Below are 19,519 nucleotides of genomic sequence, written 5' to 3' on the forward strand. Positions count from 1 at the left end.
ATCTAGCCGCGCAACAGGTTGAGGGCCCGAATTCCCTTCAGTCGCACGGAAATCTCCGCCCCCAGGGCGTCGGTGTCGGCCAGGGGCGAGGCCAGGACCTGCTCGCGCAGACCGGTCCGGATCCGCCCCAGGTCGGGCGCGCGGGCCAGCCCCGCGGCGATGGCCACGTAGCCGGCCGGATCATCGGCGATCCATTCCGGCCGTCCCGCCGCCCGCAGGATGGATGCTCCCGTCCGCCCCACCCGGCGGTCGCCGCGCATGGACACCACCGGCAGGCCCATCCACAGGTCCCAGGCCAGCTCGGTCAGGCCGTTGACCGGAATGGAATCCAGCACCACGTCGATCATGTGGGGAAACGCCTTGGCGGCGGCGATGTCGTTGCCGTCCAGCGGCGCCTGGAAATGGACGCGGTTCGAGACGCCGTATTCGGCGAAGGCCTCCAGGCCCCAGGAGATCATCTCCTCTTCCCAGTCGTCGCGCCCGCCGATCATCAGATGGGCGTCGGGCACCGCCCACAGTACCCGCGACCACAGGGCGACGCTTTCCTCGGTCATGCGGGCGGGGATGCCGTGGACGCCGAACATGGTGAAGCCCCGCGTGGAGCGCGGCAGGTCGAGGACCTCGTCCTCGGGGGCCAGAATGCGCGGGAACTGATAGGCCAGCAGATTGGGCAGCGTCATCACCCGGTCGTCGCCATAGGCCAGGCGATCGACCGGCGCGGTTTCCTCGTCGGAGAGGACCACGCTGGCGCCCGGCAGGCGGTCGCACATGGGCGACGTGATCCAGTGAACGGTGACCGGCGCGCCCTCGCCCTTGAACACCGGATAGCAGGCACGCTCGCCGGGGCTGCAGAAGTTGATCAGCACCGAGGGCTGGTCGCCGAGGATGATGCGCCCCATGGTGGCGTCGTCGATGCCGATGGCCTGGCGCGGACGCATGACGCTGGTGCGCAGCACGTCGGTCATGTGGTCATGGCGCGGGTTGAGAGTGTAAAGGACCGTCATCTCCAGGTGCCGGATCACCGGAATCAGGCAGTTGATCAGCGGGCTGTCGTAGACCTGGTCCCACATCAGCCCGACCACCGGCGTTTCCTCCTTGTCGCGGGCGTTGACCCGCCGGACGGGCGCCTCGCGGTCGGCCAGATAGGCATCGATCATCGCCCGGGCGGCCGGCCAGTTGGCTTGCGATTGCAGCACCAGGGAGCCGGCCAGGCTGGCCCGCAGGACGTCGTCGTCCCCGGCCAGTTCGAAGGCGATCTTCTGATGCTCGAGGGCGGCGCCGTGGCGGGAGCAGGCCATCATGGCGTCGGCCAGCACCGCGTGCATGCGGGCGTCGGACGGCTTGTGGTGCAGGGCGGCCCGCATCATGGCCGCCGCCCTGAAGGGCTGCCCCAGTTCCAGCAACGAGCGGGCGATCAGCAGCATGCTCGCTTCGTCGCCGGGATGGATGCGCAGGTGTTTTTCCGCCTGATCCAGCGCCTCCCGAAACAGGCCCAGATGAAAGGCCGCCTCGGCATTGGTCAGATGGTGGGAAATACCCACGGTCTGCAGCGAGGCCATGTAGGAGGACAGATCGGCGGGCACCAGTTCCTTGGCGTCGGGGCGCGGCTTCAGGCACACCGCCAGCTTGCCGTAATAAAGGCCGTCGGCCAGCCGCCCCACCCTGGTGTAGAGGCTGGCCAGGACGTCCACCACCTCGCGGCAGTCGGGCGCGATGGAATGGGCGCGCTCCAGCAGCTGGATGCCCAGCCCGGCATCGCCGCTGCAGAACGAGGTGATGCCCATGGCCAGGAAATGGTAGGGATTGAGGCTGCCCTGCCCGATCCGCGTCTGGCAATGCTCCATCAGCTCGGCGGCGGTGCCGGTCTGGAGGATGCGGATCAGGTCCTCGATATCCTGGGTGAATTCGTCACTCATATTGCCACCCCGTCACCTTCTCGAACAGTTCCTCGTCCGATTCGAACTTCTCGATGTTCTCGAAATACCATTCGCACTGCAACGTCATGACCCGGACCATCTCCAGGAACTCGTCGCGCACGATGTCCCAGAACGCCGCCTTGTGTTCCGGATTCTTCACCCGCTTGGCGTAATAGTCGAAGCACATCACCGCCATCATGACGGTGCCGCGCGTGAAGAACTGGGCGACGGTGGGCGGCGCCTTGTAGTCGCTGATCAAAAGCTCGGACAGCCGGACCACCATGGGATTGATGTCGCCAAGATGGTCATCCACCGCCGCCGCGCATTCCTCCAGCAGCGAAACGATGCTCTGCTGCCAGTTCTCGCGGCCCCAGCGCTCGGTGAAATGGGCCTCGGTGCCGGGCAGGAAGGTGGCCCTCACCCTGGCCAGGTCCCGGGCCTTGATTTCCGGGGTGGATTTCAGCCGGATGGATTGCGAGCTCATGGGCCGCGTGTTCTCGATCAGCAACCCGTCGCTGCAGTTGAAGGCGTCCACGCCGGGCCGGTAACGGCCGATGATGCGGCCCAAGGCGTCGCGGGTCCACAGCATGATGGTCTCGCTGTAGACCAGACCGCCGAAATTGCCCACGTCGCGGACGTCGAACACCGTGTCGAAGTTCATCACCCCCTTCTGCCCCTCCTTCTGGTCGTCGTCGTGGCGGTAGAGGGATTGCTTTGAATGGTGGCGCTTGGGATTGCGGCTGCCGAGATCGACGCCGAACAGGTACAGCTCGCGGAAGCCGAGCGCCAGCGCCGCCGAGGTGCCGGTATTGGTCACCGTCGGCCCGGAATCCTCCAGGGAATACTGGGGGCCTGGGCTGAACAGGGCATAGGAACTGAGCGCCGGACGGAAATAGTAGACGGCATTCTCGAACAGGCCGCGAACCCTGGGGTCCACGGTGTTCGACGCGATCAGCACCGCATCGCCGAAGCCGAACTCCTCGTGGACGGCGGCCAGGGCGCGATAGGGGGCGGCGCCGTTCTCCAGCAGCATCTGGAAGTCGGGCTGGATGCCGTTGGCCAGCAGGACGCGGGACGCGGTGCCGCAGGAAATGATCACGGCCCGGTCCTTGTTGGCCTTGATCACCTCGATGTCGTCGTCCAGGGACGGCCCCGACCCGACGATGAACACCGGCGCGCTAAGGGTGTTCTTGGCGCGCTGCATGACCTGATAATTGCCGTCGCGCAAATTCATGTAGGAGGCCCGCGTCATCTCCATCTCGTCATGGAAGAAGCCGAGGCCGATGCCGATCAGCTGGGCGTCGCGCATGAACTCGGACATGGCCGCCATCAGGATCGGGCTGTTGTAGGCGACGAAGACCCGCGCCCAGTCGACCACCACCGGACAGCAGCAGCGGATCACCGCCCGGAGCGAGCGGGCGATGTCGCCGGAATCCTCGGAGATGATCAGGCTGAACCGATAGGGATTGTCGCGGCGGGTCTCGAGCAGCGGCCGCCACTCCACCGTCGCCAGCGAGTGGAAGACGAAATCCATGTTGGGTTCGACGATGTGGATTCCCGCCGGCTTCACCTGCTCCAGCAGCAGGGGAAGGTGATAGCCGAGACCCAGCCCGATGCAGGCCAGGTGGAAGCCCCCCGTTTCCTCGGGGAACTGCAGGAACTCCATGCCAGCTTCGGTGGCGCGCTTCAAGGTGCGGTAGAGGAAGCGCTGGGTGATCAGGTCCACGTGTCCGCTGGACAGGGGATTGACGTTGATGCGGCTGTCGATCGTGGTGGCCGACGCCTCCACCATGGCCTCGACCCGCTTGCGGCCGCCGGGGCCGTAGAGCAACTCGCCGCGAAACTCCACGTCCAGGTCGCCGTCCGAATTGGTGACCAGCTGGCTCTGCGCCTGATAGGCTTGAAGACGGACACCGAGCTCGGGCATGAGCTCCATGAAGGCCTGCAAATTCCTCGTGACCAGTTCGCTGTCGACGTGTGCCGCCTCGGCCATGCCCTTTCTCCCTTTCCCCTTGCTGGGGGCCGCGATGCCGTCCGCCTTCCCGCCCGTGACGTCGCCCCGGGGCGGGCGGATTCTCGCGGGGAACCGGACAAAAGAAAAGAGGTGGCAAAGCCACCTCTTCTCCCAAGTTTTACGCCATTTCGACTTAGCGGAACAGCGACAGGATCGACTTTTCGTTCTGACCGGCGAAGGACAGCGCCTGGATACCCAGCTGCTGGCGGGTCTGCAGGGCCAGCAGGTTGGCGCCTTCCTCGTTCAGGTCGGCCAGGGTCAGCTTGCCCGAACCGGACTGCAGCAGGTCGACGTAGTTCTTGGTGAAGTCCAGACGGGTGTTCAGCAGGGCGACGTTGGTACCCAGGTTCTGGGCCACCGACCGCAGGGTCTGCAGGTTGGCGTCCAGCTTGGTGACCAGGTCCTGCACCACGCCGGCCAGATTCGCGTCCAGCACGTACTGGCCCGACACGTAGCCGAGGTTGGATTCGGCGCTGATGTGCATGCCGTAGGCACCGGTGATGCCACCCGCGCTGAAATAGGCCTGGCCCTTGATGTTGCCGCCGTTGGCCGAGGCGAACACGCCGGCCGCCGAGAACGAGATGGTGTCCTGGCCGGTGACCGAGCCGGAGCCCAGGGTCAGGGTCAGCACGGCGCCGGCGGCGGTGCCGAAGCTGCCGTTGACGAAGGTGCTGGTGGTGGTGAAGGTGCCGTTGGCGGAATCGCCGGCCGACGCCACGGTGAAGGTCAGGTTGTAGGAACCGTAGGCGAAGGTGTAGGTGCCCTTGGCCAGCGAGTTGCCGGTCAGGCCATTGAGGGTGATGTCAATGGTGTCGCCCTTGTCCAGGGCCGAGATGCCGCCCTGGCTGAGGGCCGCGTATTCCACGGCGAACCGGTTGTTGTTCTGGACGCTGCCCTGGGTGACGTTCAGCTCGGACAGGCCCGTGCCGGTCAGGGAGGCGGTGGTGGCGCGGAAGTTGAAGTCCTGGCCGTTGGCGAACACCGAGGTGGTGGTGAAGGCCACGTCGGACCCGAGGTCGGCGTTGGTGGTGGCGCCGGCCGAGTACACGGTGAAGCTCACCGTGGCCGAGCCGTACGAGAAGGTGTAGGAGCCCGAGGCCAGCGCGGTGGCGGTGCCGGCATAGGTGGCCTTGACCACGCCGCTGGTGCCCAGCGCCACGCCGGTGGCGTCGTCGAACGACAGCTGGAAGCCGCCATTGGAGGAAACGGCCTTGGCGATGTTCAGGCCGGCGGCGCCGACCTTCACGTCCACCGAGTCCACTTCCAGGCTGGAACCGGTCAGGTTCGAGAAGCTGACGGTCAGGGTCTGGCCGGCGCCGGCGATCAGGTTCTGGCCCTGATACTGGGTGTCGGTCGCCAGATTGTCGAGCTGGCTGCGCAGCGCGTTGAACTGCTGCACCAGGCTGCTGATCTGCGAGCTGGAAGCGGACTGCGCGTTCAGCGCAAGACCCTTGAGCTGCTTGACCAGGGTGGTGACGCCGGAAATGCCCTGCAGCGCGGTGGACAGCGCGGACACGCCCTGGTCGATGTTGTCCTTCTTGCCCTGGAAGTCGCTGGCGCGGTCGGACAGCGCCTTGGCCTGGAAGTAGGCGACCGGATCGTCGATGGCGCTACCGACCTTCAAACCGGTCGACAGACGGCCCTGGGTACGATTCACGAGGCCTTGGGTGGATTGCAGCGCCAGCAGGTTGCTGCGGACGGCGGAGGTAAGGGTGACGTCAGACATAACCAATCTCCTTTCTAGAGAGGCCGGTGCGATTCTCGCCCCGGGCTTCCTTACATTCCCCGCAACCGGCAAGCCACTGGCTGCGGGTCGCATGCAGGGAGCACACTTCCTAACAACATCAGTCTAGATCAACTGACAGTCCCCGCGCAACCGAATTTTTGCCAATCACTTCAACATGATGCCGGGTTCGGGAGTAAAGGATTTGTTAACTCTTGTGGCGAAAAAGCCATATTTTGTCACTTTGCAATATTGATGCTGTATTTATTGGGAGCTACACTTTTGACGAACCACCAAACCCCAATAAAAGACCTTTAGTTATCACCAGATACACCATTGCGCCGCCGGCCGGGACCGGAGTATTTCTCACTCGTGACCGGCCATCACCTCTTTGCCCTTGCCGGCATGCCGCTCGAGCACTCGGACGGACGTATTCCATCCATCGGCGAGGAGGTGGGCCAGCAACTCCTTGTCCTTCATCCGGTGAAGGCTGCCCTCGCCGACCTGCGGGCGGCGCGGGCAGGTTCCGGCCAGAATCGCCGGCCAATGAGTCTTGAACAGGTCCTGAATCTCATCCTGGAGACGGGCATAGGTGGAGGCCAGGGTATGCTCGCCCGGTCCGAACACCACTTCCTTCTGGGCCAGGATGTCGCCGGTGTCCACCCCGTCGGCCAGGCAGTGGATGGTGACGCCCTTGGGGGTATTGTCCACGAAGCTCCAGAAATTGGGATCGGCGCCCCGGTTCCAGGGCAGCAGCGAGACATGCAGGTTGACGGCCACGTCGGGCATGGCCGCCAGCACCTCGGCCTTCAGGATATGGCGGTAGCCGTAGCTGACCACCGCCCGGAAGCCGCCGGCCCGCACGAAGGCGGCGTCGATCCGTCCGTCCGTCTGCTCCACCCCGCCCCCCTGGCTTCGCAACCAGCCGAGCAGCGGCGAATTGGCGGGACCGAGAAAGAGGACGGCCCCGCCGCTCATGTCTTGGCGGCGGCCTTCTTGGCCGGAGCCTTCTTCTTGGCGGGAGCCTTCTTGGCGGCGGCCTTTTTCGGCGCCGCCTCGGTCTTGGCGGCGGGCGCGGCCTTGCGGCCTCTGGCCGGCTTGACCGGCCCCTTGGCCGCCTTGGCGGCGATCAGGGCCAGGGCGGCCTCGAGCGTCACCGTATCGACCGTGACGTCCTTGGGCAGGGTGGCATGCACGCCATCGCGGGAGACGTAGGGGCCGTAGCGGCCCTCGTGCAGGGTGACCGGCTTGCCCTCGTGCTCGCCCAGGGTCCTGAGGGGGCCGGCGGCCCCGCGCCCCTTGGCCTGGGACAGCAGCTCCATGGCGCGGTTCATGCCGATGACCAGGACGTCGTCGTCCTTGGCCAGGGACTTGTAGACGCCGTCATGCACCACATAGGGACCGAAACGTCCCACCCCGGCGCTGATGGACTTGCCGGTCTCGGGGTGGGTGCCGATCAGACGCGGCAGGGCCAGCAGGCGGCAGGCGATGTCCAGGGTGACGTCGGCGGGCTCGAGGCCCTTGTAGAGCGACACCCGCTTGGGCTTGGGCGCCTTGGCCGCTTTTGCCTTCTTGCCCTTCTCCGGCGCCGGGGCAGGCTCGGCCTTCAGCGTCGATTCGTCGCCCAGCTGGACATAGGTGCCGTAGGGGCCCTTGCGCAGGGTGACCGGCAGGCCGCTTTCGGGGTCGTTGCCCAATTCCTTGGGACCTTCCCTCACCTCCTCCTCGCCCTCGCCCCCGGTCGTCAGCGGCCGGGTGAAGCGGCACTCGGGATAGGCGGAGCAGCCGATGAAGGCTCCGAACTTGCCCAGCTTCAAGGACAGCCGCCCGGATGAGCAGGTGGGGCAGGAGCGCGGATCGCGGCCCGTGCCGGTATCGGGAAAGAAGTGCGGCCCCAGAAGCTCGTCGAGGGCGTCCAGCACCTGGGCGACGCGCAGATCCTTGGTCTCGTCCACGGCGCCGGAGAAGTCCTTCCAGAACACCTCCAGCACCTTCTTCCAGTCGATGCGCCCGCCGGAGATGTCGTCCAGCTGGTTCTCGAGATCGGCGGTGAAGTTGTACTCCACGTAGCGGCCGAAGAAACTTTCCAGGAAGGCGGTGACCAGACGGCCCCGGTCCTCGGGGATGAAGCGCCGCTGGTCCAGGCGGACGTAATTGCGGTCCTGCAGCACCGACAGGATGGAGGCGTAGGTGGACGGCCGGCCGATGCCCAGCTCTTCCATGCGCTTGACCAGACTGGCTTCGGAAAAGCGCGGCGGCGGCTGGGTGAAATGCTGCTCGGTGCGCATGGCCTTGCGCTCCATGGCGTCCTTCTCGGTCACGTCGGGCAGCAGCTTTTCCGCGTCCTCGTCGTCGGAATCGTCCTTGTCCTCGCGGTAGACCTTCATGAAGCCGTCGAACACCACCACCGAGCCGGTGGCGCGGAAGACGATGCCGTGCTGGTCGCCCTTGATGTCGACGCCCACCTGATCCAGCTCGGCCGCCGCCATCTGGCTGGCCAGCGTCCGCTTCCAGATCAGCTCGTAGAGGCGCAGCTGGTCCTTGTCGAGATAGCGGGCCACGTCCTCGGGCCGGCGGGCCAGATCGGTGGGACGGATGGCCTCGTGGGCTTCCTGGGCGTTCTTGGCCTTGGTCTTGTAGAGGCGCGGCGCCTCGGGGACGTAGGATTTGCCGAAATCCTCGGCGATCACGGCCCGGGCTCCGGCGATGGCCTCGGCGGCCATCTGCACCCCGTCGGTACGCATATAGGTGATCAGACCCACCGTCTCGCCGCCGATGTCGACGCCCTCGTACAGGCGCTGGGCCAGCTGCATGGTGCGGGCGGCGGCGAAGTACAGCTTGCGGCTGGCTTCCTGCTGCAGGGTCGAGGTGGTGAAGGGCGGATAGGGATTGCGCTTGGTGCGCTTGCGCTCCACCGAGGCGACGGAATAGCGGGCGGACGCCGCCTTCTTCTCGGCGTCGCGGGCCAGGGCTTCGGACGACAGGTCGAACTTGTCCAGCTTCCTGCCGCCCAGATGGGTCAGCCCGGCCGACAGCAGCGCCCCCTTGGGCGTCAGGAAGTCGGCGGCGATGGTCCAGTATTCGCGGGGCCTGAAGCTTTCGATCTCGGATTCGCGCTCGCAGATCAGGCGCAGCGCCACCGACTGGACCCGGCCCGCCGAACGCGAGCCCGGCAGCTTGCGCCACAGCACCGGCGAGAGCGTAAAGCCCACCAGATAGTCCAGCGCCCGCCGGGCGAGATAGGCGTCCACCAGTTCCTGATGGATGTCGCGGGGATTGCGCATGGCGTCGAGCACGGCGGATTTGGTGATCTCGTTGAACACCACCCGCTTGACCTCGACGCCCTTCAGCGCCTTCCGCGATTCCAGCACCTGACGGACGTGCCAGGAGATGGCCTCGCCCTCGCGGTCCGGGTCGGTGGCCAGGAACAGTTTGTCGGCGCCCTTGACGGCGGCCACGATCTCCTTGATCTGCCGCTCGGACTTGGCATCCGTCTCCCAGTCCATGGCGAAGCCCTCGTCGGGCCTGACCGAGCCGTCCTTGGGCGGCAGGTCGCGGATATGGCCGTAGGAGGCCAGCACGTGGAAGTCGCTGCCCAGATATTTGTTGATGGTCTTGGCCTTGGCCGGAGACTCGACGACGACGACTTTCATCCGCACCCGTTCACTTCCAATGGGCGTCCGGACTCAGCCGACCAGCAGCGAGACCCGGTTGCCGGGATGGCGCTCCAACCGTCCCGCCAGTTCGACCTCCAGCAGGACCCAGGACACCATGGAGGGTGACAATTGGCATTGGCGGATGATTTCGTCAACCGTCACCGGTGCCGGCCCCAGGGCTTCGGCCACCGCCCGGCGGGCGCGGTCCATCTCGCAAGCGTCGGGCTCGGCGGGCTGGGGACCGCGGAAACCGGCGCGTTTGCCCTCGGCCAGAGGACGGCGCAGCAGGTCGCCCAGCACATCGGTCACGTCGGCGACGCTTTCGGTCAGGGTGGCGCCGTGGCGGATCAGGTCGTTGGGGCCGGCGGCGCGCGGGTCCATGGGCGAGCCCGGCACGGCGAACACCTCGCGGCCCTGGTCGGCGGCGAAGCGCGCCGTGATCAGCGAGCCCGAGCGGGCATTGGCCTCGACCACCACCACGCCCAGCGACAAGCCCGAGATGATGCGGTTGCGGCGGGGAAAGTGGCTGGCCTGGGGCTGGGTGCCCACCGGCATCTCCGAGACGACGGCACCGGCCCCGGCGATCTCGCGCCACAATTCGGTGTTCTCGGGGGGATAGACCACATCCACGCCACCGGCCAGCACCGCCACGGTGCCCGAGGCCAGCGCTCCCTGATGGGCGGCGGTGTCGATGCCGCGCGCCATGCCGCTGGCCACCACGTAGCCGGCGCGGCCCAGGTCGGCGGCGAGGCGGCGGGCGAAGTTGCGGCCGTTGAGCGAGGCGTTGCGCGCCCCGACCATGGCCACCATGGGTTTGGCCAGAACAGCCCCGTCGCCGAGCACGCACAGCAGCGGCGGCGCATCCTCCAGCGCCGCCAGCCAGGGCGGGTAGGCGGGCTCGGCAAGTCCGAGCAGGCGGGCGCCCAGCCGTTCGGTCGCCTCCATCTCGCGCTCGGCATCGGGCCTGGGGCAGATCTTCAGCGGCCGCCGCGCCCCGCCCTTGCGGGCCAGATCGGGCAGCGCCGCCAGCGCCGCCCCGGCCGATCCGAAACGCTCCAGCAAACGCGAGAAGGTGCGCGGCCCGACGTTCTCGCTGCGGATCAGCCGCAGCCAGTCGAACCGTTCAGCGGCTGAAAGTTGCCTCTTGCCCTCGTCCATGACGTGCAGCGTGACCGGTTGCATGCAATCGGTCAAGGGCGCTTCATCCTGTCATCCTGAAGCCGCGACGCGGCTGAAGGATCTTTCACCCGAAGCGCCCGCCGTCCTTGCCTGAAAGATCCCTCACTGCGTTCAGGATGACAGGAGGCTAACGCCCCCTACTTCTCCCGGCTGGTGATGGCTTTCCGGGCCAGGATCTGGTCGCACACCGAATTGGTGTCCCAGGACGAATGCTTGCCCAAGGCCGGCTTGATGGAGGACCAGCTGTCGGCGAAGGCCTTGCGCCCCAGGTCGCGGAGATAGACCAGGAAGTCCCAGGCCGGCGCGTCCTTGGAATAGACGCCCAGCTTGACCATCTCGTCGTCGGCGTGAATGCGGTGCAGGTTGACCCGGCGATAGGGATGCTGGCCGGGCGGCGGGTCCTTGATCATGCCGGCATCCACCAGCCGGTTGATGGTCTCGATGGCGTTGACCTCGTGGACCAGCGAGGCGTTGAAGGCCACCTCGTTGAGACGGTCCAGCACCTGCCGCGCTCCCTTGGGCGGCGGGCCGTCGCGGTGCAGCGGGTTGAGCGTCACCAGCAGCAGGTCCTCGGCGTCGGCCTCGCGCAGACGCTCGACCAAAGGCGTGAGCGGCGGATTGCCCATGTAGCCGCCATCCCAGTAATGATGGTCGCCGATGCTGACCGTATGCAGCGAGGTGGGCAGGTTGGTGGACGCCCGCACCGCGTCGGGCGACACCGCCCCGTCGATGAACAGCTGGCGGCGGCATTCGCCGATGTCGGTGGCGGCGACGATCAGGGTGGGGGTGCCCTGCTGCGGCAGGGCGAAGATGGCGGGAATCTCCGGCAGCACGTCCCGCAGCACGGCGGTGAGATAGGTGGCGAGCCCGGATTCGGCGGCCGGAGTGTTGGCGCCGGCCACGTCGGCCCAGCGGGCCGCCGGGGTGTCGTCGATGTTCCAGCCGTGGGCCAGCCCGATGGCGGCCACGAAGGGATTGCCGCCCCAGAAGGCGGCGCGGGCCACCGTTTCCCACAATTCGCGGATCTTGGTCCGGGCGGCCTCGGCCATGCGCTTGGAGCGGGCGCTGGCCGGGCCGGGCTGGGCGGCGCCTTCGTGGTAGCCATAGGCCATGGCGGTGGCGGTCAGCGCCCCCGACGACGCGCCGCTGACACCGACGAACTCGATGGTGCCGGAAGCGGCTTCGTCCAGCAGCGCGTCGAGCACGCCCCAGGTAAAGGCGCCATGCACGCCGCCGCCCTGCAGGGCCAGCGCAATCCGATGGGGTTTTCCCATTGAGCGATCCTCCCGGAGAAGACGGTTACCGTCCTTGTTTTGGCAAAGCGTACCGCGAGCCCGGCCCCGCTGGCAACCGCAGGTATCGTTACAGTCGAGCCCGGGCCTTACCTGATTGGAGAAGCGCCACCGGCGCGCTATGCTGACCGACCTTTCAAGTCGGGGTGAGGGGGCTTTGGTCATGAGCGATACCGGCGGCACGCCAGGCCTGCAGCGCGTCTTCCCGCGCGGCACGGTGATCTTCAAGGAAGGCGACGCGGGCCACGAGGCCTACATGCTGCAGCAGGGCACCGTGCGCATCTTCAAGACGGTGGCCGGCCGCAAGGTCACCATCGGCCGGGTCTGGCCGTTCCAGGTGTTCGGCGAACTGGCCCTGATCGACGACGGCCCGCGCATGGCGGCGGCGGTGGCCGATGACGACGTCACCTGTCTGGTGCTGACCAAGGACGCCATCCGCACCATGATGGATCAGGCGCCGCCGGGGCTGAACACCCTGATCCACTCGCTGCTGGCCACCATCCGCGAGCTGGGCGACGATCTGGCCGATGCCAGGGCCATCCTGGCCGAACACGGGGTGGAATGACCTGTCATCCCGACGACCGGCGGGAGGAGGGATCTCGTCCTGGAACGGCCTTGCCGTTGCTGAACCGCTGCTCCGGGCGGAGATCCCTCGGCTTCGCTCGGGATGACGGGAGCCCCGCATGATCCAGGTTCTGGCGGCGCTGGCTCCGGTCATCGCCCTGATCGCGCTCGGCCACCAGATGCGCTCCAGGCGCTGGATCGACGAGTCCTTCTGGCTGCCGGCCGAGCGCGCCACCTTCTTCCTGTTCTTTCCCGCCCTGTTGCTCACCGCCCTGGCCCGCGCCCGGCTGGACGGGATGCCGGTGGGCGGCATCATGGCCGCCCAGGCAGGGGCCGTGCTGGTGATGGCGGTGATCGTCGGGCTGGCGGCCGACGGACTGCGCCGCGCGCCCTGGCGCCTGGACGGCCCGGCCTTCACCTCCCTGTTCCAGTGCTCCATGCGCCCCAACACCTATGTGGGCCTCGCCGTGGCGGCGGGGCTGTGGGGCGGCGAGGGCGTGGCGCTGGTTGCCATCTGCACCGCCGCCGTGGTGCCGCTGGTCAACCTGCTGGGCATCCTGGCCCATTTGCGCTGGGCGGGAAAGGAGAGCGCCGCCTTCCGCTGGCGCGACGCAATCCTGCCGGTGCTGCGCAATCCGCTGATCCTCTCCTGCCTCGTGGGCATCACCCTCAACCTGGGCGGCATCGGCCTGCCGCCGGTGATCGGCCCCTTCCTCGACATCCTGGCCGGCGCTTCGCTGCCGCTGGGCCTGCTGGCGGTGGGCGCCGGCATCCGCCTCGGCGATCTGGGCAGGGCCGGAGCCTCGGTGGCGCTTTCCATCGCCACCAAGATGGGCGGACTGCCCCTGCTGGTGCTGGCCCTCGGCGCGCTGTGCGGATTGGAGGGTTCAACCCTGGCCGCCGCCGTGCTCTATGCCGCCCTGCCCGCCGCCCCGGTCTCCTATGTGGTGGCCCGCCAGATGGGCGGCGACGCCCCCCTGGTGGCCACCATGCTGTCGGCCCAGACCGTGGCCGCCGCCCTGATCATGCCCATCTGGATTCTGGCCCTGCCGGGCCACTGATTCCCCTTGCGACCGAATTAAAAAAACGTATGCTCGTTTAACGCAATCCACCGGCCTGTCTGTTTAGGAGCACGCGATGACCGGCTTCAATTCCGCGCTGAACTTCGATCTGGGCGAGACCGCCGACATGATGCGCGACTCGGTCGCCGCCTTCGCCGCCTCCGAGATCGCGCCCCGCGCCGCCGAGATCGACCGGTCCAACGAATTCCCCAACGAGCTGTGGCCGCGCCTGGGCGCCATGGGCCTGCTCGGCATCACGGTGGAGGAGAAGTACGGCGGCGCCGGCATGGGCTATCTTGAGCACGTGGTGGCCATGGAGGAGATCAGCCGGGCCTCGGCCTCGGTGGGTCTCTCCTACGGCGCGCATTCCAACCTGTGCGTCAACCAGATCAAGCGCAACGGCACCGAAGCGCAGAAGATGAAGTACCTGCCCAAGCTGATCTCGGGCGAGTATATCGGCGCGCTGGCCATGAGCGAGCCCAATGCCGGCTCGGACGTGGTCTCCATGAAGCTGAAGGCCGAGAAGAAGGGCGACCGCTACATCCTCAACGGCACCAAGATGTGGATCACCAACGGCCCCGACGCCGACGTGATCGTGGTCTACGCCAAGACCGACCTGAACGCCGGTCCGCGCGGCATCACCGCCTTCCTGGTGGAGAAGACGTTCAAGGGCTTCTCGGTGGCGCAGAAGCTGGACAAGCTGGGCATGCGCGGCTCCAACACCGGCGAGCTGGTGTTCCAGGACTGCGAGGTTCCGGAAGAGAACGTGCTGGGCGACATCGGGCGCGGCGTCAACGTGCTGATGAGCGGCCTGGATTACGAGCGCGTGGTGCTGACCGGCGGGCCGCTGGGCATCATGGCCGCCTGCATGGACATCGTGGTGCCCTACATGCACGAGCGCACCCAGTTCGGCCAGCCCATCGGCACCTTCCAGCTGATGCAGGGCAAGCTGGCCGACATGTACACCACCTTCAACGCCTGCCGCGCCTACACCTACGCGGTGGCCAAGGCCTGCGACCGGGGCGAGACCACCAGGAAGGACGCCGCCGGCGTCATCCTCTACGGCGCCGAGAAGGCCACCTGGATGGCCCTGGAGGCGATCCAGGCCCTGGGCGGCAACGGCTACATCAACGAATACGCCACCGGGCGGCTGCTGCGCGACGCCAAGCTTTACGAGATCGGCGCCGGTACGTCGGAAATCCGCCGCATGCTGATCGGCCGCGAGCTGTTCGAAGAGACCAAGTAAGCCACCTCCTCAAACCGTCATGGCCGGGCTTGACCCGGCCATCCATGGACCCCCGGATCAAGTCCGGGGGTGACGCCGAATAAAGCGGAATTTGCCAGCCATGAGCGTCATCAAAAGCTCCGTCAATCCCCGCTCGGACGAGTTCAAGGCCAACGCCGAGGCCACCCAGGCCCTGGTGGACGACCTGAAGCGCGTGGTGGCCCAGGTCAAGATGGGCGGCGGCCCCGCCATGCGCGAGCGCCACATCGCGCGGGGCAAGCTGCTGCCGCGTGAGCGCATCCGCCGCCTGCTGGACGTGGGCTCGCCCTTCCTGGAATTCTCGCAGCTGGCCGCCTGGGACATGTATTCCAAGGACGTGATGGGGGCCGGCATCATCACCGGCATCGGCTCCATCGCCGGCCAGGAATGCATGATCGTCGCCAATGACGGCACGGTGAAGGGCGGCTCCTATTATCCCCTGACGGTGAAGAAGCACCTGCGGGCCCAGGACATCGCCAAGGAAAACAACCTGCCCTGCGTCTACCTGGTGGAATCGGGCGGCGCCAACCTGCCCAACCAGGACGAGGTGTTCCCCGACCGCGACCATTTCGGCCGCATCTTCTACAACCAGGCCCAGATGTCGGCCCTAGGGATTCCGCAGATCTCGGTGGTGCACGGCTCGTGCACGGCGGGCGGCGCCTACATTCCGGCCATGAGCGACGAAAGCGTCATCGTCAGGAACCAGGGCACCATCTTCCTCGGCGGCCCGCCCCTGGTGAAGGCCGCCACCGGCGAGGTGGTCTCGGCCGAGGAACTGGGCGGCGCCGACGTCCATTGCCGCACCTCGGGCGTCACCGACCATTACGCCATGGACGACGGCCACGCTTTGGCCATCGCCCGGCGCATCGTCGGCAACCTCAACCGCACCAAGCCGGTCAGCCTGAAGATGGCCACGCCGGAAGAGCCCCTTTACGACCCCAAGGAAATCTACGGCATCATCCCCAAGGACCGCCGCAAGCCCTATGACGTGCGCGAGGTCATCGCCCGCATCGTCGATGGCTCCAGGCTGGACGAGTTCAAGCAGACCTACGGCACCACGCTGGTCTGCGGCTTCGCCCATATCTGGGGCTATCCCGTGGGCATCGTCGCCAACAACGGCATCCTGTTCTCGGAATCCGCCCAGAAGGGCGCCCATTTCGTGGAATTGTGCAGCCAGCGCGGCATTCCGCTGATCTTCCTCCAAAACATCACCGGCTTCATGATCGGCAAGAAGTACGAGGCCGGCGGCATCGCCAAGGACGGCGCCAAGATGGTCACCGCCGTGGCCTGCGCCAAGGTGCCGCGCTTCACCGTGATCATGGGCGGGTCGTTCGGGGCGGGCAATTACGGCATGTGCGGCCGCGCCTACCAGCCGCGCATGCTCTACATGTGGCCGACGGGGCGCGTCTCGGTGATGGGCGGCGAGCAGGCCGCCAACGTCATGGCCCAGATCAAGAGGGACGCCATGGAGGCCAAGGGCCAAAGCTGGCCCGCCGACGAGGAGGAAGCCTTCAAGGCCCCCATCCGCGACCAGTACGAGACCCAGGGCCACCCCTATTACGCGGGCGCCCGGCTGTGGGACGACGGTCTGGTCGACCCGGCCGAGACCCGCATGGTGCTGGCGCTGTCGCTGTCGGCCTCCTTCAACGCCCCCATCGAGCCGACCAGGTTCGGCGTGTTCCGGATGTAGGAGGCGGGAATGGTCTACCAGAATACCTGCCGGCATCGGCACGGCCACGGGGTGAATTCACCACGAAGGCACGAAGGCACGAAGGAGGCAGGAAGACATCAATCCACCTCTTTTTTCTTCGTGTTTTCTTCGCGCCTTCGCGCCTTCGTGGTTGATCCGCCCCATCCATTCCCGAGGAAATTCCGATGAGCGCCCTTCTCGTCACCACCCATGACGGCGTGCGGACCATCACCCTCAATCGGGCGGAGCGCCACAACGCCTTCGACGATGCCCTGATCAAGGAGCTGGCCGAGGCCTTCAAGGACGCCGCCACGGCGCCGGACGTGCGGGCCGTGGTCCTGGACTCCACCGGCAAGAGCTTTTCCGCCGGGGCCGATCTGGAGTGGATGAAGCGCATGGCCGGTTATTCCCACGCGGAAAACCTGGCCGACGCCATGGCGTTGTCCGACATGCTGGAAGCCATCGATGCCTGCCCGCGTCCGGTCATCGGCGTGGTGCAGGGCGCGGCCTATGGCGGCGGCGTCGGGCTGGTGGCCTGTTGCGATCTGGCGGTGGCGGCGGAAGGCGCCAGCTTCTGCCTGTCCGAGGTCAAGCTGGGCATCATCCCGGCGGTGATCTCGCCTTACGTGGTACGCGCCATGGGCGGCCGTCAGGCCCGGCGCTACGCCGTCACCGCCGAACTGTTCGACGCGGCCGAAGCCCAGGCCACCGGGCTGGTGCACGAGGTGGTGCCCGCCGACCGGCTGGCCGAGGTCAGGGACAAGTGGCTGGCCCGCCTCAAGGGCAACGGCCCCCAGGCCATGAGCGCCGCCAAGGGACTGATCCGCCGCGCCGCCGACCAGCCGCTGGACGACGATTTGCGCGCCTGGACCGCCCAGCAGATCGCCGAGCGCCGGGCTTCCGACGAGGGCAAGGAAGGCATCCGCGCCTTCCTGGAAAAGAGAAAGCCGGGTTGGGTGGAGAACTAGCCTTATTGTGCGTCATGGCCGGGCTCGACCCGGCCATCCACGTGGTGCGACAAATCCCAAAGGGTGGAGTTGCGGACCGGCGTGGATGCCCGGAACAAGTCCGGGCATGACGATCTTCGGATTTAGAGTGTCTCGGGGAACAAACATGTTCGACAAGATCCTGATCGCCAATCGCGGCGAAATCGCCTGCCGGGTCATGCGCACTGCCAAGCGTCTGGGCATCCGTACCGTGGCGGTCTATTCCGAGGCCGATTCCAATGCCATGCACGTGGCCATGGCCGACGAGGCGGTGCTGATCGGCCCGGCCCCGGCGGCGGAAAGCTACCTCAAGGGTGACGTCATTCTGGAAGCGGCCAAGCGGACGGGGGCCCAGGCCATCCATCCCGGCTACGGCTTTTTGTCCGAGAACGCGGGCTTCGCCGAAAGCTGCGCCAAGGCGGGCGTGGTGTTCATCGGCCCGCCGGTGGGCGCCATCCACGCCATGGGCTCCAAGGCCGAATCCAAGCGGCTGATGGAAGCGGCGGGCGTGCCCCTGGTGCCCGGCTATCACGGCAAGGGCCAGTCGCTGGACGAGCTCACCCGCGAGGCGGCGGTGATCGGCTATCCCGTGCTGGTCAAGGCCTCTGCTGGCGGCGGCGGCAAGGGCATGCGGGTGGTGAACGAGCCGGGAGGCCTGGCCGAAGCGGTGGCCTCGGCCAAGCGCGAGGCCAAGGCGGCGTTCGGCGACGATTCCCTGCTGCTCGAGACCTATCTCGGCCGGCCGCGCCATGTGGAGATCCAGGTGTTCTGCGACACCCACGGCAATGGCGTCTACCTGTTCGAGCGCGATTGCTCCATCCAGCGCCGCCACCAGAAGGTGATCGAGGAGGCCCCCGCCCCCGCCCTGGCCGACGAGACGCGGCGCGCCATGGGCGAGGCCGCCGTCGCCGCCGCCCAGGCCGTGGATTACGTCGGCGCCGGCACGGTGGAGTTCCTTTATCAGGACGGCCGCTTCTTCTTCATCGAGATGAACACCCGGCTGCAGGTGGAGCATCCGGTCACCGAGATGATCACCGGCCTGGATCTGGTGGAATGGCAGTTGCTGGTGGCCTCGGGGGGCAAGCTGCCCCTGGCCCAGGAGCAGCTGACCCGCAAGGGCCACGCCTTCGAGGCCCGGCTTTACGCCGAGGACCCGGCCAAGGACTTCCTGCCCGCCATCGGCAAGCTGGTCCATCTGGCGCCCCCGGCCGAGAACCGCCACGTGCGCGTCGACACCGGCGTGCGCCAGGGCGATCAGGTCACCCCTTTCTACGACCCCATGATCGCCAAGCTGATCGTCTGGGACGAGGACCGCGATTCGGCCCTGCGCCGCCTGCGCCGGGCGCTGGCCGATTATCAGGTGGCGGGGGTGACCACCAACGTCTCCTTCCTGGGCGCCATCGCCGCCCACCCGGCCTTCGCGCGGCTTGAGCTCGACACCGGCTTCATCGAGCGCCATCGCGCCGATCTGCTGCCGCCTTCCGCCCCGGTTCCGGCATTGGGCCTCGCCTTCGCCTCGCTGGCCCTGCTGCTGTGGCGGGAAGAGGACGGCCGCCAGGCCGCCGCCCGCTCGGGCGATCCCCATTCGCCCTGGCACCAGACCAACGGCTGGCGGCTCAACGACGACAACCACCACGATTTCCGCTTCGTGGATGCGGGCGAGGAACGCCGGGTCACCGTGCACTTCGTCGCCGACGGCTGGTCGCTGGACCTGCCCGGCCAGACCCTGTCGGCACGCCGCGCCACCCTGTCCGGCACCACGTTGACGGCGGAGATCGGCGGCGAACGCCGCACGGCATCCGTGGTGCGCTCGGGCTTCGAGCTGACCGTGCTGCACGACGGCCATGTGTGGAAGATCAGGCTGGACGACCCGTCGGCCAGTGCGGCCGAGCGGGAAGGCGGCGACGGCCGTCTGGCCGCCCCCATGCCGGGCACCGTGGTGCAGGTGCTGGTCAAGCCGGGCGACGCGGTGGCCGCCGGCCAGCCCCTCATCGTGGTGGAAGCCATGAAGATGGAGCACGCCATCAAGGCCCCCGCCGAGGGCGTCGTCGCCGCCATCCACTTCAAGGTGGGCGACGCGGTGGCCGAGGGCACGGAATTGCTGGCCTTCGAGGTGAAGGAATAGGCCACTCCGGGTGAAGGCGGGCGGGACGCCCGCGCTCCGAGATGGGTCA

General features: G+C 67.2%; 13 protein-coding genes. 6 read left to right on the forward strand and 7 right to left on the reverse strand.

All coding sequences use genetic code 11. The features are described from left to right. Window positions 1-2: 2 nt before the first annotated feature. From ACV4UZ_RS00165 to ACV4UZ_RS00195, 7 genes are all read right to left on the reverse strand, one after another. Window positions 3-1,916 carry an O-linked N-acetylglucosamine transferase family protein gene (locus tag ACV4UZ_RS00165; RefSeq protein ID WP_491598939.1) on the reverse strand — a complete coding sequence of 638 codons (1,914 nt, stop codon included), beginning with the start codon at window positions 1,914-1,916 and terminating at the stop codon, window positions 3-5. Then, window positions 1,909-3,909, reverse strand: coding sequence for a flagellin glycosyltransferase Maf (locus ACV4UZ_RS00170; RefSeq protein WP_491598940.1), 2,001 nt, complete (start codon window positions 3,907-3,909; stop codon window positions 1,909-1,911). The genes ACV4UZ_RS00165 and ACV4UZ_RS00170 overlap by 8 nt, the downstream gene beginning before the upstream one ends. A 154-nt stretch (window positions 3,910-4,063) precedes the next feature. Beyond that, window positions 4,064-5,656, reverse strand: coding sequence for a flagellin N-terminal helical domain-containing protein (locus tag ACV4UZ_RS00175; RefSeq protein ID WP_491598941.1), 1,593 nt, complete (start codon window positions 5,654-5,656; stop codon window positions 4,064-4,066). Between the two features lie 363 nt (window positions 5,657-6,019). Continuing rightward, window positions 6,020-6,631, reverse strand: coding sequence for a formyltransferase family protein (locus ACV4UZ_RS00180; protein WP_491598942.1), 612 nt, complete (start codon window positions 6,629-6,631; stop codon window positions 6,020-6,022). Beyond that, window positions 6,628-9,306 (reverse strand): type I DNA topoisomerase, encoded by a 2,679-nt coding sequence (gene topA / locus ACV4UZ_RS00185; RefSeq protein ID WP_491598943.1) that lies wholly within the window; start codon window positions 9,304-9,306, stop codon window positions 6,628-6,630. The genes ACV4UZ_RS00180 and topA overlap by 4 nt, the downstream gene beginning before the upstream one ends. 33 nt (window positions 9,307-9,339) lie before the next feature. Then, on the reverse strand, window positions 9,340-10,467 hold the full coding sequence (dprA, locus tag ACV4UZ_RS00190) for a DNA-processing protein DprA (protein WP_491599070.1): 1,128 nt from the start codon (window positions 10,465-10,467) through the stop codon (window positions 9,340-9,342). A 158-nt stretch (window positions 10,468-10,625) separates the two neighbouring features. Continuing rightward, window positions 10,626-11,762 (reverse strand): patatin-like phospholipase family protein, encoded by a 1,137-nt coding sequence (locus ACV4UZ_RS00195; RefSeq protein ID WP_491598944.1) that lies wholly within the window; start codon window positions 11,760-11,762, stop codon window positions 10,626-10,628. A gap of 181 nt (window positions 11,763-11,943) precedes the next feature. Between ACV4UZ_RS00195 and ACV4UZ_RS00200 the strand changes: the two genes are divergently transcribed. The 6 genes from ACV4UZ_RS00200 (at window position 11,944) to ACV4UZ_RS00225 (ending at window position 19,470) form a co-directional block, all read left to right on the forward strand. Next, entirely contained in the window at window positions 11,944-12,345 is a 402-nt protein-coding gene (locus tag ACV4UZ_RS00200; protein ID WP_491598945.1) for a Crp/Fnr family transcriptional regulator, read from the forward strand. A gap of 118 nt (window positions 12,346-12,463) precedes the next feature. Next, on the forward strand, window positions 12,464-13,405 hold the full coding sequence (locus tag ACV4UZ_RS00205) for an AEC family transporter (RefSeq protein WP_491598946.1): 942 nt from the start codon (window positions 12,464-12,466) through the stop codon (window positions 13,403-13,405). A 76-nt stretch (window positions 13,406-13,481) separates the two neighbouring features. Further along, window positions 13,482-14,651 (forward strand): isovaleryl-CoA dehydrogenase, encoded by a 1,170-nt coding sequence (locus ACV4UZ_RS00210; RefSeq protein WP_491598947.1) that lies wholly within the window; start codon window positions 13,482-13,484, stop codon window positions 14,649-14,651. A gap of 100 nt (window positions 14,652-14,751) precedes the next feature. Continuing rightward, on the forward strand, window positions 14,752-16,359 hold the full coding sequence (locus tag ACV4UZ_RS00215; RefSeq protein WP_491598948.1) for a carboxyl transferase domain-containing protein: 1,608 nt from the start codon (window positions 14,752-14,754) through the stop codon (window positions 16,357-16,359). A 185-nt stretch (window positions 16,360-16,544) separates the two neighbouring features. Continuing rightward, complete coding sequence (locus ACV4UZ_RS00220) at window positions 16,545-17,327, forward strand: enoyl-CoA hydratase/isomerase family protein (RefSeq protein WP_491598949.1); 783 nt, start codon at window positions 16,545-16,547, stop codon at window positions 17,325-17,327. 145 nt (window positions 17,328-17,472) lie between these two features. Further along, window positions 17,473-19,470, forward strand: a complete 1,998-nt coding sequence (locus ACV4UZ_RS00225) for an acetyl-CoA carboxylase biotin carboxylase subunit (RefSeq protein ID WP_491598950.1) — start codon at window positions 17,473-17,475, stop codon at window positions 19,468-19,470. The last annotated feature ends 49 nt before the right edge of the window (window positions 19,471-19,519 follow it).

The organism is Paramagnetospirillum sp., from assembly GCF_058402745.1.